Origin of the sequence: Flavobacterium sp. SOK18b, from assembly GCF_014156605.1 — a bacterium.
In the GTDB taxonomy this organism is placed as follows: Bacteria; Bacteroidota; Bacteroidia; order Flavobacteriales; family Flavobacteriaceae; genus Flavobacterium; species Flavobacterium tiangeerense.
Genome location: NZ_QKNZ01000049.1, coordinates 25,950 through 39,669 on the forward strand (window position 1 = coordinate 25,950; position 13,720 = coordinate 39,669).

Annotated in this window: 14 protein-coding genes and 1 pseudogene; 8 read left to right on the top strand and 7 right to left on the bottom strand. The window is 32.5% G+C overall.

Annotation, left to right across the window (positions count from 1 at the left end; translation table 11 throughout):
• Nucleotides 1–107: 107 nt before the first annotated feature.
• The 3 genes from DNC80_RS09145 to DNC80_RS09155 all read left to right on the top strand — a co-directional run bounded on the left by DNC80_RS09145 (nucleotide 108) and on the right by DNC80_RS09155 (nucleotide 2,725).
• On the top strand, nucleotides 108–635 hold the full coding sequence (locus DNC80_RS09145) for a hypothetical protein (RefSeq protein WP_182650946.1): 528 nt from the start codon (nucleotides 108–110) through the stop codon (nucleotides 633–635).
• 144 nt (nucleotides 636–779) lie between these two features.
• Nucleotides 780–2,018 carry a peptidase T gene (gene pepT, locus DNC80_RS09150; RefSeq protein ID WP_182650947.1) on the top strand — a complete coding sequence of 413 codons (1,239 nt, stop codon included), beginning with the start codon at nucleotides 780–782 and terminating at the stop codon, nucleotides 2,016–2,018.
• Nucleotides 2,019–2,257: 239 nt separating this feature from the next.
• Nucleotides 2,258–2,725 (top strand): hypothetical protein, encoded by a 468-nt coding sequence (locus DNC80_RS09155; RefSeq protein WP_144894082.1) that lies wholly within the window; start codon nucleotides 2,258–2,260, stop codon nucleotides 2,723–2,725.
• A 72-nt stretch (nucleotides 2,726–2,797) separates the two neighbouring features.
• On the opposite strand, the gene yajC is transcribed toward DNC80_RS09155, so the two are convergent.
• From yajC to DNC80_RS09170, 3 genes are all read right to left on the bottom strand, one after another.
• Nucleotides 2,798–3,085 (bottom strand): preprotein translocase subunit YajC, encoded by a 288-nt coding sequence (gene yajC, locus DNC80_RS09160; RefSeq protein WP_182650948.1) that lies wholly within the window; start codon nucleotides 3,083–3,085, stop codon nucleotides 2,798–2,800.
• 18 nt (nucleotides 3,086–3,103) lie between these two features.
• Complete coding sequence (gene nusB / locus DNC80_RS09165) at nucleotides 3,104–4,015, bottom strand: transcription antitermination factor NusB (RefSeq protein ID WP_182650949.1); 912 nt, start codon at nucleotides 4,013–4,015, stop codon at nucleotides 3,104–3,106.
• 184 nt (nucleotides 4,016–4,199) lie between these two features.
• Nucleotides 4,200–5,306, bottom strand: a complete 1,107-nt coding sequence (locus tag DNC80_RS09170) for a Glu/Leu/Phe/Val dehydrogenase (protein ID WP_144894075.1) — start codon at nucleotides 5,304–5,306, stop codon at nucleotides 4,200–4,202.
• 202 nt (nucleotides 5,307–5,508) lie between these two features.
• On the opposite strand from DNC80_RS09170, the gene DNC80_RS09175 reads away from it, so the two are divergent.
• From DNC80_RS09175 to DNC80_RS09190, 4 genes are all read left to right on the top strand, one after another.
• The gene (locus tag DNC80_RS09175; RefSeq protein WP_182650950.1) at nucleotides 5,509–7,269 is read left to right on the top strand and encodes an ABC transporter ATP-binding protein; all 1,761 of its coding nucleotides are present in this window, start codon (nucleotides 5,509–5,511) and stop codon (nucleotides 7,267–7,269) included.
• Nucleotides 7,270–7,340: 71 nt separating this feature from the next.
• Nucleotides 7,341–7,721, top strand: a complete 381-nt coding sequence (locus tag DNC80_RS09180) for a PUR family DNA/RNA-binding protein (RefSeq protein WP_144894139.1) — start codon at nucleotides 7,341–7,343, stop codon at nucleotides 7,719–7,721.
• Between the two features lie 106 nt (nucleotides 7,722–7,827).
• Nucleotides 7,828–8,640 carry a sulfurtransferase gene (locus DNC80_RS09185; protein ID WP_182650951.1) on the top strand — a complete coding sequence of 271 codons (813 nt, stop codon included), beginning with the start codon at nucleotides 7,828–7,830 and terminating at the stop codon, nucleotides 8,638–8,640.
• Between the two features lie 105 nt (nucleotides 8,641–8,745).
• Nucleotides 8,746–9,666, top strand: a complete 921-nt coding sequence (locus DNC80_RS09190; protein WP_182650952.1) for a hypothetical protein — start codon at nucleotides 8,746–8,748, stop codon at nucleotides 9,664–9,666.
• A 1-nt stretch (nucleotide 9,667) separates the two neighbouring features.
• Here DNC80_RS09190 and DNC80_RS09195 read toward each other — a convergent pair whose 3' ends face one another.
• Nucleotides 9,668–10,006: a tRNA-binding protein gene (locus DNC80_RS09195; protein ID WP_182650953.1), complete on the bottom strand. Its 339-nt coding sequence runs from the start codon at nucleotides 10,004–10,006 to the stop codon at nucleotides 9,668–9,670.
• A 142-nt stretch (nucleotides 10,007–10,148) separates the two neighbouring features.
• Here DNC80_RS09195 and DNC80_RS09200 point away from each other — a divergent pair, with 142 nt between their 5' ends.
• Nucleotides 10,149–11,027, top strand: a complete 879-nt coding sequence (locus DNC80_RS09200) for an alpha/beta fold hydrolase (RefSeq protein WP_182650954.1) — start codon at nucleotides 10,149–10,151, stop codon at nucleotides 11,025–11,027.
• 82 nt (nucleotides 11,028–11,109) lie between these two features.
• On the opposite strand, the gene DNC80_RS09205 is transcribed toward DNC80_RS09200, so the two are convergent.
• The 3 genes and pseudogenes from DNC80_RS09205 to DNC80_RS09215 form a co-directional block, all read right to left on the bottom strand.
• Nucleotides 11,110–12,042: a peptidylprolyl isomerase gene (locus DNC80_RS09205; RefSeq protein WP_182650955.1), complete on the bottom strand. Its 933-nt coding sequence runs from the start codon at nucleotides 12,040–12,042 to the stop codon at nucleotides 11,110–11,112.
• A gap of 236 nt (nucleotides 12,043–12,278) precedes the next feature.
• Entirely contained in the window at nucleotides 12,279–13,325 is a 1,047-nt protein-coding gene (locus tag DNC80_RS09210) for a two-component regulator propeller domain-containing protein (RefSeq protein ID WP_182650956.1), read from the bottom strand.
• A 103-nt stretch (nucleotides 13,326–13,428) separates the two neighbouring features.
• Nucleotides 13,429–13,720 (bottom strand): annotated as a pseudogene (locus DNC80_RS09215) (hypothetical protein); the annotation flags it as partial.

Genomic DNA, 13,720 nt, shown 5'->3' on the forward strand with positions numbered 1-13,720 from the left:
GTTAACTTTTAGTCTTATTTAACTTGTTATTTACTTAAAATGGCATAATTTTAGCATATTGAAAATATCCCTAACAAATGGATGAATAACAACTTAAATTAAAATCTATGAAAATTAAAATAATAACAACAGTAATATTGCTTTGCACTGTTCAAGTATTCTTTGGGCAAGATGTCAAAAAAGACACGCAATTACCAAACACTAAATCCTCTGTAGAAGCTACTCAAAATGACAGCATAAAAAAAGCTACTCAAGCAGCAAATAAAGCTTTAAAAGCCGAAGAAAAAATGCTCAAAGAAAGACTGAAAAATGATAAAAAAGCACTTAACCAAGCCGAAGAAACAGAAAAAGAAAAACACAAAGCAGATAAAGAATCCAGAGAATTTTCTTTAAGACAAAGTAAAATACTTGCTGCTGAAAAGTCGGTTCAAAAAAGCAAAGAAAAGCTCTCTACTACCGAGAAAAAATTGCTAAATAACATGGAAAAATTCGAAAAGAAAAAAGACAATCGAAAACTAGATCCTACTCAAATAGAAAAAGAAAATATTAAAATTAGCAAGCAACAAATCAAAATCAACAATTTAAAAGAAGATGTTGCAAAAGCAGAAAAAAAATTGAGTAAAGTAAGAGATTAAACGTAAAACCACTTTCGAGTGGTTTTTTTTGTGACAAAGTAATATTGCTAAAGCTATAATGCTCAAATAAAAATCAAAAAATGTTCTTAATGAAAATCAAAATCCATGTGGAAAAAATTATATTTGCATAAAACAAATTAAACCATGCAACATATCATTGACCGCTTCATCAGTTATGTTATAATTGATACAGAATCTGATGCCAACTCACCAACCACGCCAAGTACTCCAAAACAATGGGATTTAGCGAACAAACTGGTTGAAGAGCTAAAAAATATTGGAATGCAAGATGTGACTATTGATGACAAAGCATATATCATGGCCACGTTACCTAGCAATGTAGATCATGAAGTACCAACAATAGGTTTTATATCACACTTTGACACCTCACCTGATTTTTGTGGTGCCAATGTAAAACCGCAAATAGTTCCCAATTATGATGGTAAAGACATTGTGTTAAACGCTGAAAAAAACATCATTTTATCCCCAGATTATTTTAAAGACCTATTACAATATAAAGGGCAAACCTTAATAACAACCGATGGAACCACTTTATTAGGAGCCGATGACAAAGCTGGAATCACTGAAATTGTAACGGCAATGGAATTCTTAATAAACAATCCTGAAATCAAACACGGGAAAATCAGAGTTGGTTTTACACCAGATGAAGAAATAGGTCGTGGTGCTCACCATTTTGACGTTGAAAAATTTGGAGCAGCATGGGCATACACTATGGACGGAAGCCAAGTAGGCGAACTCGAATATGAGAATTTTAATGCGGCTGGAGCCAAAATAACTTTCAAAGGAAAAAGTGTTCACCCAGGATATGCTAAAGGTAAAATGATCAACTCCATGCTAATTGCCAATGATTTTATCAATCAATTACCATCTGATGAAACTCCTGAGCAAACAAAAGGCTACGAAGGTTTTTTTCATGTTCACCACCTTTCTGGAAATATCGAAGAAACAGTTTTAGAATTGATAATCAGAGACCATAACAAGAAAAAATTTGAGAAAAGAAAAGAACTCATTGAAAAAATAACCGCTAAAATCAATAAAAAATACGCTAGGCAATTTGGAGAGGATATTGTAATTACAGAAATAAAAGATCAGTATTACAATATGAAAGAAAAAGTATTGCCCGTAAAATACATTGTTGATATTGCCGAGCAAGCAATGAGAGAATTGAATATAAAACCATTGATCAAACCTATTCGAGGTGGAACTGATGGATCACAACTTTCATACAAAGGACTTCCATGCCCTAATATTTTTGCTGGAGGTCATAATTTTCATGGGAAATACGAATATGTACCAGTAGAAAGTATGCAAAAAGCTGTTGACGTAATTGTTAAAATAGCCGAATTGACAACAAAACTATAACAAAACATTTATTTCATAATTCAAAAGTCTCCATCTCTGATAGGAGACTTTTTTTTTGAATATAAATCAACAACAGAATGAATTGTCATCTGCAAACATATGCTTGTAAAAAAAAACTCCTAAAACAAAAGCTTAACATTGAGCAATGAATAAAATCACTACATTTACTAACGTAAAAATAACAATTTATTAATATTGTGATTTATTATAACATCAAACAACTATAAACTACTTTTTTTATGACATCACACGAAGAGGAAACAAACCTCACACCAGAATCTACACCTGAGACTACTAAACCCGTTAGAGCAAGACGCGCTCCTGCAGCAAAAAAAACAGCTACTTCTGTAGAGACTGAAGACACAACAGAAAACCCATCACTTGATACTGAAACTACTGATATTGAAACACCAGCATCAGAAGAAGAAGTTATCACTTCTTCAGTTGAGGAAGTATTGAACGACAAGGATAAAAAGGAAAAGAAAGACAAAAAAGAAAAGAATAAAAACAAAGTAAAAATGAAAGATAAAGAAAAGAAAAAAGTAGCAAAGGCGAATGCCAAAGAAAAAGCTAAAGCTAAAGCTAAAAAAGCAAAGAAAACTAAAAAAGACAAAGCCAAAAAAGCTAAAGTAAAAGCAAAACTGAAAGCAAAAAAAGCTAAAGCTAAATCAAAAAAAGCAAAAAAGAATAAAAAGAATAAAAAATAAAGGCTCCTTGTAAAAATAAAAAAGTCCCAAATTAGAATCTAATTTGGGACTTTTTATTTGTGTTGTTTACTACTATTTTTTCACTAATGCTGCGCTCATTTCCATTGAAATTGCTGAACGCTCCATTTTTAATTTACCAGACATAGTCTCAATTACCACTGTAGTTTCTGCTAGTTCAGCAACTTTTCCGTGCAATCCACTTTTGGTAATGATTTTATCTCCCACTTTTAAGCTGCTTTCAAATGTCTTCTCATTTTTAGCTCTTTTTTGTTGTGGTCTAATCATAAAGAAATAGATAACAACAAACATTAGTAAGAATAAAGGTAACTGTCCACCCATTAACTGCTGTATTTGCTCCATGTTTTTTTTATTTTTTTATTACATCAAACCGCGACCGGCTTTGATAATTCTATTATTTGTATTAAGTTCTTTTACTAGGTTGTCTAGAATACCATTGATAAATATACTACTTTTTGGAGTAGAATATTCTTTGGCAATTTCAAGATATTCATTCAATGTTACTTTTACAGGAATAGATGGGAATTTTAGAAACTCACAAATTGCCATTTTCAAAATAATGGTATCAATTTCTGCTATTCTTTCACTGTCCCAATTAGGTGTTTTGTCAAGATATTCTTTTGCAAGATCTTTTTCGTTCAAAACTGTTTTACGAAACAACTCTTTTACATAATCTCTATCTTCATTGTCCTTGTACAATTTTGGAACTCTAAAATTGTCATCTTCCCCAGCCTTGATTGCTTTTAATTGCTTAATGATATGAGTGTTAACCAGCGGAATATCATCAACCCAAGTTAATTTATCATCTTCAAGATAGTCGTATAATTTTTCATTTGGAACGATCACTTGCATGAATAAGTCCACAATAAATTGTCGATCTTCTTCAAATGTGTTTATACCACTTTGCATGTAGTCCAGATATAGCTTACTAGCTTTAATTTCGTTAAGTAGCAAAACAATATAATCATCATTTAATGACCAATTGTTAATTTTACGATTCTCAAGTGCTATGCTTAATGAATTATTATCAGAGAGGATTTGAAAAATTTTATTTTTAATAAATTTTTCGTTTGGATTACGTTCTTCTGGAGTAGCTAAATGTTTTAAGCTTGATTTATGCAAATAAACAGTTTCAGTCTTACAAATTTCAATCAATGAAGAAAGCATTATAAGGTACAAATCTTGGATACTATCTATACTATAATAAAGGAATTTTTCCTCTTTTTCCAAACTATCTGAACCGCTTTGATGCATTGCATAAATGGATTGCATGACCTTTACGCGTATGTGTCTTCTATTTACCACCTTGTAAGAACTTTAAATTTATTAGGGTGCAAAAATAAGGATTTCATTTTTTAAAATAAAATATATAATCGCTTATTTTGAAGTATTCAGCAATCAGTATTTAGTGATATCAAATAATACATCACTAAATACTGGCAGCTGAGTATGAAAACTACTTTTTACTGTTCTCTAATTTTCTTTGATCAATTCTATTTTGCGCAATAGTAAGTGCCGCTTGATGTGTTGTACAATTATTGGCAATAGCATAATCAAATATTTCTAGCGTAGTGTTATAAATATTTTCGGTTTTACGCATGATTTCTGCTTTATCATAATGAGCTAACTCTGCATAAACGTTAATAATTCCACCTGCATTAATCAAGAAATCCGGAGCATACAAAATTCCTTTTTGTTGCAATAAAGCTCCATGAATATTCTCATCTGCAAGCTGGTTGTTTGCTGCACCAGCAACAACTTTTGCTTTTAGTTTTGAAATAGTACTATCATTTAAAGTCGCACCCATAGCACATGGCGCGTAAATATCTACATCAGCAGTGTAAAGATCTTCACCTCTGTAAATTTCAGCATTATATTTTGCTCCTACTTCTACAAGTTTTTCTTCATTTATATCAGCAATAGTAACAATGGCTCCTTCTTTGGTTAAATAGTCAACCAATGTTTCTCCAACGTGTCCTATACCTTGAACTAATACTTTCTTACCACTTAATACATCGGTACCAAATTGTTGTTTAGCAGCCGCTTTCATTCCCAAATACACCCCGTAAGCCGTAACTGGAGATGGATTTCCAGCACCACCTCTAGATTCAGAAATTCCAGTAACATAAGGAGTTACATCTCTTACAATATCCATATCTGCCGTTTCCATACCTACATCTTCTGCAGTAATGTAACGTCCACTTAATGAATGTACAAACTCTCCAAATTTTCGCATTAATGCAGGATTTTTTTGAGTTTTGGCATCCCCTATAATAACTGCTTTACCACCACCTATATTTAGACCTGTTATAGCTGCTTTGTAGGTCATCCCGCGTGAAAGACGCAAAACATCATTTAGTGCTTCCCACTCATTAGCATAATTAAACATCCTTGTACCACCTAATGCGGGTCCCATTACCGAATTATGAATACCAATAATTGCTTTTAAACCCGTATCTTTGTCATTACAAAATACAATTTGCTCGTGATCATCAAATGATAATTGACCAAAAACAGGATCCATTTTTTGAAGTTCTTTTCCAGTTGTAAAATCTGCTTTCATTGTGTAAGTTTTAATAGTGAGACATTTATGAATTTGTCAAAAAGACTAGCCAAATCTACATAAAATTTAAATATGCAGTAACATTTCTGGAAAAAATCATTAATTTATCAATAACTTTCACTTGATAATCAGCAATATAATCTTGTAAAAAGTTAGCTAAACATTATAAAAAAGTTACAAAACACAGAATACCTTACTAAAAATGAAAGAATTACGTTATTTAAATAAATATTTCGTCAAATATAAATACAGCTTTTTATTAGGAATCGTATTTACAATTATCGCTCAAATATTCATGCTTTTTACCCCAAAGTTGATCAGTCAATCTTTTATGGTAATTGAGGCTTTCGCCAAAGATACATCAGTAGCTAAATCCGTTATTAAAGACGAATTGATATCCAATATATTACTGATTATTGCAACTACAATAATAGCCGGTTTTTTGACCTTCTTGATGAGACAAACGTTAATTGTGATGTCCAGACACATCGAGTTTGATTTAAAAAATGAAGTATTCAGACAATATGAAAACTTAACTCAAAATTTTTACAAACAGAACCGTACAGGAGATTTAATGAACCGCATTAGCGAAGACGTTTCAAAAGTGCGTATGTATGTGGGACCCGCTGTGATGTATACTATAAACACAATAATTAGGTTTGCAATAGTAATTGTGTATATGTATAACGTGTCTCCTATATTGACTTTGTACACTTTATTACCGCTGCCTATTTTATCGTATGCTATCTTTAAATTGAGCTCTGAAATAAATTCTCGAAGCACCATTTTTCAACAGTATTTATCAAAAATTTCTAGTTTCTCACAAGAGATTTTCTCTGGTATTAGAGTTATAAAAGCCTACTCTCTAGAACAGCAACACCAACAAAATATGGTGAACCTGGCCGAGGAAAGTAAAAGCAAAAGCTTAAATCTAGCCAAAGTACAATCGTTATTTGGACCCTTAATGATGGCTTTAATTGGTATAAGTAACTTGGTGGTGATTTATTTTGGTGGTCTCATGTACATCAACGGATCTATAAAAAGTATTGGAACCATTGCTGAATTCATCTTGTACGTTAATATGTTAACTTGGCCAGTTGCCTCACTGGGTTGGGTTTCATCTATGGTTCAAGAAGCAGAAGCTTCTCAAAAAAGACTTAATGAATTTCTTAAAATAGAACCCGAGATTAAAAACAACAATCCTAACAAATCTGTTATTGAAGGTAGTATTGCATTTCATAACGTGAGTTACACCTATGAAGACACCAATATTCAAGCTTTAAAAGATATTTCATTTACCGTTAAAAAAGGGGAAACATTGGCTATTTTAGGTAAAACGGGATCTGGTAAATCAACTATTTTATCGTTAATATCTCGTATGTATGATGTGTCTGGCGGTAAGGTAACCATAGATTCAGCTGAAATAAGTACATTAAACTTATTTGACCTTCGTAACAGCATCGGTATTGTTCCTCAGGATGCATTTTTATTCTCTGACAGTATTAAAAACAACATCAAGTTTGGTAAAGAAAACGCAACGGATCAAGAAGTACAAGCTGCCGCCAAAAGTGCCGTTGTTCATGACAATATCATGGGGTTCAACAAACAATATGAAACAGTACTTGGAGAACGCGGTATTACACTTTCTGGAGGACAAAAACAACGCGTATCTATTGCAAGAGCCATCATAAAAAATTCACCTATTTTATTATTTGACGATTGCTTGTCTGCTGTGGATACCGAAACCGAAGAGGCTATCTTGAACAATCTTAATGCTATTTGCAAAGACAAAACAACTATTATTGTTAGCCATAGAATATCATCAGCAAAGAATGCAGACAACATAATTATAATAGACAACGGACAAATTATTCAACAAGGTTCTCATAATCAATTGATAAATCAAGAAGGGTATTATGCCGACCTGCATTTAAAACAACTTTCAGAAAAAGAAATGATTTAATTGTTGGATAATACATATTTTTTATAGATTTTTGAGCGCTATTTAACAACGATAAATTGACTGAAAGGAATATGAGAGAACATGACATGTTAGAAAAAGAAGAAATATTTTCTAAAGTTTTAAGAGCTGGAAGAAGAACGTATTTCTTTGATGTGCGCGCTACTAAGGCTGATGATTACTACATCACCATTACCGAGAGTAAAAAATTTACAGAAGAAGATGGATCGTTTCATTTTAAAAAACATAAAATCTACTTGTACAAAGAGGATTTTACTGCTTTTGCAGAAATTCTTGACGAAATGACTTCTTATGTATTAAATCACAAAGGTGAAGAAGTAATATCTGAAAGACACCAAAAAGATTTCAAAAAAGAATATGCTTTAGAAAAACAAGACGATGATAGCTTACCACAAACATCAACATTTACAGATATAGATTTTGATGATATTTAATTTTTAGTTCCTTACTTACACCAAGAAAGTCCAAAAACTATCCGTTTTTGGACTTTTTTTTTACTTTATAATCCAGAAGTTTTATTTCTTTGTCAAAATAAAAAAAATGACCTCAACAATAGTATCGGTAGAATGGCTTTACAAAAATCTTGATTTACCCAATCTAATAATCTTAGACGCTAGTCTTAAAGAAAATCAGGCTAAAACACTGTCTGATTTTGAAAATCTCAGAATACCAAACGCTCGATTTTTTGATTTAAAAACAGCATTCAGCGATCAAAATAATCCATTACCCAATTCCATACCAAGTCCAAGTCAATTTGAAGATGAGGCAAGAAAAATTGGCATTTCAAAAAAAAGTTTTCTGGTAGTATATGATAACTTAGGAATTTACTCTAGCCCAAGAGCTTGGTGGATCTTTCAAGTTATGGGATTTACAAATATTGCTGTGCTTGACGGTGGTTTGCCAAAATGGATTAAACACAATTATCCTGTAGAGAACATTCCAGAAAATGAAATATATAATCTTGGTGATTTTAAAGTTGATTTTCAAAAAGAACTGGTCAAAACTAAACATCAAGTTGAAAGAAACATTATTGACCAAAAATATCTTATAGTTGACGCCCGTATTGAGAACCGTTATAATGGTATCGTAAAAGAGACCAGAGCTGGACTTCAAAGCGGACATATCTCAAAGGCGCTAAATATTCCTTACACAAGTGTACTTCATAACAACACCTTTTTACAACCTGAGGAACTTAAAACCGTTCTAAAACCAAGCTCTCAGCCAATTATAGTTTACTGTGGATCCGGAGTTACCGCTTGCATAATCGTTTTAGCATATGCTTTGATTGAGAGTGACAATTGCTCTGTTTATGATGGATCTTGGGCTGAATGGGGTTTAAAAAAGAATATATAACAATTTTAAAGTAAATGTTCCAAACTACTTTAAACAAAGGTTAATTAATTGAAAATCAATATTTTTAAAATGTTAATTCAGTACTTTTAGTCCTTACTTAGTATTATGAAACAATATAACACTGTATTTCAATTTTTGTATCGCTTGCTCTTATCTGTTGAAACTAAAAAAAGAGCCGAAAAGTTTTTTGTTTCCATGGCCATTATTTTTTTCTTGATACATCTTAGTATCATTGTCATTATTGATCTAGGCTGGATCGACACCCCAAAATATTCTAAACTATTGAGTAATCCTATAGCTGCAATTTACACGCCATTTTCATTTATTTTGATCTATGAGGTCTATCTTTTAATTTACTATTTGCCAAAGTCAACCACTATATACATTGGTAAACAATATGAAATCATTACGCTTATCATAATCAGACGCATCTTTAAAGATTTGACTAAACTGGACTTTAAAGACAACTGGTTTGACTCTGCTCCAAATGTAAATTTTACACTAGACATACTGGCTACCATAATGCTTTTCTTATTGCTTTTTTTCTTTTACAAATTAAGTAAGGAGAATGAAATCAACCAGTCTAAAATTCAAAAAACTATAGCAATTACATCATTTATCAAATTAAAAAATATTTTTGCTATCATTCTAATTCCTGTCTTTTTAAGTTTATCCATGTATAGTTTGGGACACTGGATTTATGAAAATTTCTTTTCGATTGCAGAAATTGTAACAAAAATGAAAGACATTAATAAAATTTTCTTTGATGATTTTTTCACAATCTTGATTTTGATTGAGGTGCTATTGTTGTTGTTTTCATTTTTCTTATCGGATAAGTTTAACAAAGTCATTCGCAATTCTGGTTTTATCATTTCAACCATATTGATAAAGCTTTCTTTTGGCACCGAAGGTTTTTTAAACACTATTCTAATTGTCTCAGCAGTATTATTTGGAGTAATCATATTAGCCATTCACAACAAGTATGAAACGCTTGATGCTAAAATTCAATCTTCATTTAATGAATAAATTAACCTATTCGTAACCCGTTTTCAACCTTAAAATCTGGAGATAATAACACTATATCTCCCTCCGTTCCTACCGATCCTAACACTAAGCATTCGCTAAAAAACTTCCCGATTTGTTTTTTTGGAAAATTGACAACAGCAACAATTTGTCGGTGTAATAGATCTTCTTTTTGATATAGCTTAGTTATTTGTGCAGATGATTTTTTAATTCCTATTTCAGTCCCAAAATCCATGATCAATTGATAGGCTGGTTTTCGGGCTTCGGGAAAATCATGAACTTCTAAAATGGTACCCACACGCATTTCTACTCTTTCAAATTCAGTCCAGTTAAGGTCTTCCATAATTATTTATCTATTAAAATACTGAATAACAAACCTATAAAATTTACAACTATTTAAACTAATTCTGTAAAACTTTTTTTGTAAAACAGTTCTAGATTTACAAAAGACGAATACTAAATTCATCTTTTAAATTGTAACTATTATGGAAATTAGTCAAATGAACAACAACGAAGCCAGAAAAAAAGAAACAATTGGCATTGACCAATACATACAAACAGCGCCAAATGTACAATTGTACGTGAAAGATTACGGAGAAGGAAAACCCGTAATTCTAATTCATGGCTGGCCATTATCCAATGAAATGTGGGAATATCAAATGGAGGCTTTAATTCAAAACAACTTTAGAGTAATTGCCTATGACCGTCGTGGTTTTGGTAAATCCTCACAGCCTTGGGATGGTTATGATTATGATACCTTAGCTGACGATTTGAATGCCATTATTGAGTATTTGAATCTGGAAGATGTGGCTCTTGTAGGTTTTTCAATGGGTGGTGGTGAAGTAGTGCGCTATTTTAGCCGTCACGGCGGAAAAGGAGTTACAAAAGCTGTCCTTATTGCATCTATAACCCCATTTCAATTGCAAACCGATTCAAATCCTAATGGTGTGCCACAAGAAAAATACGATGCAATGGCAAGCCAGATTAAGGAAGATCGCATTAGCTTTCTAGATAACTTTGGAAAAACATTTTTTGGCGTAAGTTTTATCAGTAAACCTATAAGCTCTGCTTTGCTGCACTACTATCGCATGCTATGTTCTTTTGCTTCGCCACACGCAACTTTGGCATGTGCCAAATCATTTTCGTCAACAGATTTCCGAAACGAGATGAAAACTGTCACAGTACCAACCCTTATCATTCACGGAGATGAGGACAAAACCGTTCCCATAGAAATAACTTCAGAAATTGCGGCTAAACTTATCCCTGACAACACCTTTATTATTTATGAAGGAGCGCCTCATGGATTGTTTTATATAGAAAAAGACAAACTAAATGCTGATTTGATTCAGTTTTTAAATACGTAAATTTTCTTTGTTATACCTAAAAAAAATCCCATTAGCCGCTAAGGCCAATGGGATAAATGAAGTATGCAAGTTAAGCTAAAGATTATTTTACATCCATTAATTCTACATCAAAAATAAGAGTAGCATTTGGTGGAATAACTCCTCCAGCTCCTCTTGGACCGTATCCTAAATCAGATGGAATTACAAAACGAGCTTTGTCACCTACTTTTAAAAGTGCAATACCTTCGTCCCATCCTTCGATTACTTGACCTTGACCCAATCTAAATTCGATTGGTTTTTTTCTTGGGTATGATGAATCAAAAACTTTTCCGTTTTCTAATGAACCTTCATAGTGTACCGAAACAGTTTTACCGCTTTCTGCTTTTTTACCTTCACCTCTTTGAATGAATTGGTAACGCAATCCGCTTTCTGTTTTTTCAAATCCAGCTGCTAATTTTTCCATAGCTGCTTCAGCTTCTGCTTTTAAGGCAGCGTCACGCTTATTTCTAGCGCCTTTGAAAGTGATAAAAGCCTCAATTGAATTCCAGTTTTTAGCTTCGTCACCTTCTCTTATGATTTCTAAAGATTCTAATACATCACCTTGAGCTACAGCATCAACAATGTCTTGTCCTTCAACTACGTGTCCAAAAACAGTGTGCTTGTTGTCCAACCAATCTGTAGGAACGTGTGTAATGTAAAACTGAGAACCATTTGTTCCTGGTCCTGAATTAGCCATTGCCAAAACTCCCGGACGGTTGTGTTTTAAACTTGGGTGAAATTCATCATCAAATTTGTACCCTGGATCTCCTGTTCCTGTTCCTTGTGGACAACCACCTTGAATCATAAAATCAGGAATTACTCTATGAAATTTCAAACCGTCATAAAACTTAACTCCTTGTGGTTTTACTTTGTTTTCTAAGTTTCCTTCGGCTAAAGCTACAAAGTTACCTACTGTTCCTGGTGTTAAATCGTGTGTGAGTTTTACTAAAATAGCACCTCTTGTGGTGTTGAATTTAGCATATATTCCGTTTTCCATTTTTGTTTAATTTTTATTGAATGGCAAATTTACGAAAATAATTTTAAAAAGGGAATTTGAGGATTCGTTGATTTAGAAATGGTCGATAATGAAATAATGGTTTAATGTAGTAAACGAATTTAACGAAAAAAAAATGAATTAGAAATAGCATAATTACTAAAGACAATCTCTATTTTCAAAGTCACATCTTCGCTCCCACTCTAATGCATTCGTCACTTACTCAACTGTTCCTTAAATTATTTCGTTTTATTAAAACTCTTCATTTTTTTACCATCATAGCGAAAAACACCTTCAAAGGTAGCTAACCAAATATTCCCATCTCTTGACGCAGTGACTCCAAAAATCATTGGTAAATTAGGAATTGTGACTCCTTTGGAATATTCAGTACGTACAGCATTTGAACGTAATTGAGAAAGATCCCACTTGGGTTTCACTGCATTTTTTGCAGAGCCTATCCATATAGCTCCGTTAGCATCTTCGACTATGCTAGACACGATAGTTTTAGAAAAATTACTAAAAGCATTGTTCTGGCAACGCCATAAACCGTGGGGACCGCCAAGCCATATAGATCCGTTTGAGTCTTTCATAAGGACACGAACGTTATAAAAAGGTGTCTCATCATGAGTCATTACAGTTGCTTTCTCTTGATTGTACTGGTACGTTTTGTCCCCTGTGGCAATCCATAAAATGCCTTTATCATCTTTCAAAATGGAATTGACGGTATGTTTAAAAGATTGCCTTTTTACAAATATTTTTCCAGTTTTATCTTCATGAATTCCGTTTTCGTCTATGATAAAATTTTGAAAAGAACTACCATCAAAGAAACTAAACCCACCTGAAACTCCAAACCAGAAAGTACCGTTTTCATCCTCATAAATACTACTCACTTCATTATTAAGAAGTCCTTGCGCAGTTGTAAAATTTTCGAAAGATTTTCCGTCATACCGATACACTCCCGACGCATCTGTGCCAACGGTACCAAACCACAAATTCCCTTTTGTATCCTCTAAAATAGAATAAAAACGTGATGACGTTAAGGTCTTAGACATGTTAGTAAAAAACGTTCCATCATATTTAAAAACACCACGAAACGATGCCATCCACATCATCCCTTTTTTATCCTGAATGATATTTCTAGTAATACCTACAGGTCCGTGTGTAGTAGCACCCTTAAGATCATTTATATTGACTTTTGTTATTTTTCCTTCTAATTGATGTTGTGTACACGAAACATGACAAACAAAAAGCAGGTAGAGAACGATTATTTTTATGGACTTTGTCATGTTGTTTTTTTGTTTACTAAAAAATAAAATCACCTCAAATACAAAACTAATTTCAGATTAAGCTAAGTGCCAAATGTACTGTATTGGGTAATCGCTAATACTTTTAACTTATCCATGTTCTCCGTTTGTTTATTATTTTCCACTGACCGTTAATTTTAATCAGAAATATTGATAAACCAACGCCGCATAATCTGCCACAATAATAATTTAGCTCTAAATAAGCTTTCTCATTGTCAGAAGAAAAAATTGGTATTGTCATTTCATAAAATTTATAAGGTTTACCTATTTTACTTTTATTTATTTCTTTATCAATAGTTGTTAAATTAATTTTTTCGACAACTTCTTTTTCAATTTTAAGTTTTGGAGTATTTATATTTTGTTGAAGTAAATACAAT

Bases quoted from the DNA above. Each gene is read 5' to 3' on its own strand.
- DNC80_RS09170 (WP_144894075.1), bottom strand. From the start codon at position 5,306: ATGAAAGCAGATTTTACAACTGGAAAAGAACTTCAAAAAATGGATCCT.
- DNC80_RS09210 (WP_182650956.1), bottom strand. From the start codon at position 13,325: ATGACAAAGTCCATAAAAATAATCGTTCTCTACCTGCTTTTTGTTTGT.
- DNC80_RS09145 (WP_182650946.1), top strand. From the start codon at position 108: ATGAAAATTAAAATAATAACAACAGTAATATTGCTTTGCACTGTTCAA.
- pepT (WP_182650947.1), top strand. From the start codon at position 780: ATGCAACATATCATTGACCGCTTCATCAGTTATGTTATAATTGATACA.
- yajC (WP_182650948.1), bottom strand. From the start codon at position 3,085: ATGGAGCAAATACAGCAGTTAATGGGTGGACAGTTACCTTTATTCTTA.
- DNC80_RS09175 (WP_182650950.1), top strand. From the start codon at position 5,509: ATGAAAGAATTACGTTATTTAAATAAATATTTCGTCAAATATAAATAC.
- DNC80_RS09180 (WP_144894139.1), top strand. From the start codon at position 7,341: ATGAGAGAACATGACATGTTAGAAAAAGAAGAAATATTTTCTAAAGTT.
- DNC80_RS09185 (WP_182650951.1), top strand. From the start codon at position 7,828: ATGACCTCAACAATAGTATCGGTAGAATGGCTTTACAAAAATCTTGAT.
- DNC80_RS09200 (WP_182650954.1), top strand. From the start codon at position 10,149: ATGGAAATTAGTCAAATGAACAACAACGAAGCCAGAAAAAAAGAAACA.
- DNC80_RS09155 (WP_144894082.1), top strand. From the start codon at position 2,258: ATGACATCACACGAAGAGGAAACAAACCTCACACCAGAATCTACACCT.
- DNC80_RS09205 (WP_182650955.1), bottom strand. From the start codon at position 12,042: ATGGAAAACGGAATATATGCTAAATTCAACACCACAAGAGGTGCTATT.
- DNC80_RS09195 (WP_182650953.1), bottom strand. From the start codon at position 10,006: ATGGAAGACCTTAACTGGACTGAATTTGAAAGAGTAGAAATGCGTGTG.
- DNC80_RS09190 (WP_182650952.1), top strand. From the start codon at position 8,746: ATGAAACAATATAACACTGTATTTCAATTTTTGTATCGCTTGCTCTTA.
- nusB (WP_182650949.1), bottom strand. From the start codon at position 4,015: ATGCAATCCATTTATGCAATGCATCAAAGCGGTTCAGATAGTTTGGAA.